Here is a 1,165-nt window from a genome sequence, read left to right as displayed (position 1 = left end):
GACAGCGACAGGCCCGCGACCACCATAGCCCTTCCTTGCAAGAGCGCCCGAATACCGGTCGCGGCGACCGGACGCGGCTTCATGGTGAGGAGGCGCAGCAAGGCCGATGTGGTTGCGCCGGCTGCCGCATCGAAACCCGTGGCGGTGTGCCCCGGGCAGAGACTGGTAACGACCACACCGTGCGGGCGGAATTCGTCATGCAAGGCCTCGCCAAGGGCAAGTACATAAGCCTTGCTCGCGGCATAGGCCGCGTAGCTGGGGACGGCTTGGAACGCCAGGAGACTGGCGACGAGAAGGATATATCCAGATCGCCGCTTAGCCATATCGCGGCCGAAAAGATAGGTCAGCTCTGTGAGCGTCGTGATGTTGAGCTGGATCATATTCGCGGTGCGCTCGATCGGTGTCTCCAATAAATCGCCGTGCAAGCCGTATCCGGCATTGTTCAGTAAGATGTCGATCGCCACCGACCTCGCGTCGAGATTGCTTTTCAGGCGGCTGGCCGCGCCCGGCGAGGCAAGATCGATTGCCTCGACGAGCACATCCACGCCGTATTTGCGGCGGAGATCGGAGGCAAGCGTTTCCATCGACTCCCGCCGTCGGGCCGCCAATACGAGGTTCACTTTCTGCGCCGCCAGTAGATCTGCGAATTCAAGGCCGAGGCCGCTCGACGCGCCCGTGATCAGAGCCCATTTTCCGGCGAAGCTGGTCATTGTCTCTTCCTCATCTATTGATCGGCCAATGGGGCTCGGCCACATTCTCAATCAGAGCACCGGCTCATCCTTTTCGATCGGCAGCGGCGCCGCGAACCTGTTTGGCCGCGGCATCCAAAAGCGCCTGAGCCAGGTCAGGGTCGTTGACGACGCGCGATAGCGTCACCGCGCCGACCATCGTCGCGAGAATGGCCATGGCCTTGCCGCGCGAGGCCTCGTCGCCGGTCCCGGCGATGAAGCGGCCGAGCACGTCGAGATGCGCTTTGATTCCCGCTTCGAATTCCGCCTTCACGTCGGGGCCCTGTCGGGCGGCGTCCGAGCCGAGCGCCACGATCGGGCAGCCGTCCATCTTTTCTCCGCGATGGTCGCCACTGAGGTAAAACGCGATCTCCGCGCCGCGGGGTTCGTCGGGAGGTGCAGCGGCCGCGGCTGTCGAGCGGCCGGTCGCGCGCGCC

1 protein-coding gene and 1 pseudogene are annotated in these 1,165 nt (G+C 64.1%); both read right to left on the bottom strand.

Translation table 11 applies throughout. The annotated features are described in order from the left end of the window. A partial coding sequence (locus tag AC1D00_RS42105) for an SDR family NAD(P)-dependent oxidoreductase (RefSeq protein WP_477014774.1) occupies positions 1-710 on the bottom strand: 710 nt, incomplete at its 3' end. A gap of 64 nt (positions 711-774) precedes the next feature. Beyond that, positions 775-1,165, bottom strand: a pseudogene (locus AC1D00_RS42100) (TetR/AcrR family transcriptional regulator); the annotation flags it as partial.

It is taken from the genome of Bradyrhizobium sp. P2_E8 (genome assembly GCF_056403875.1).
This window is presented reverse-complemented; position numbering and strand designations above follow the sequence as displayed.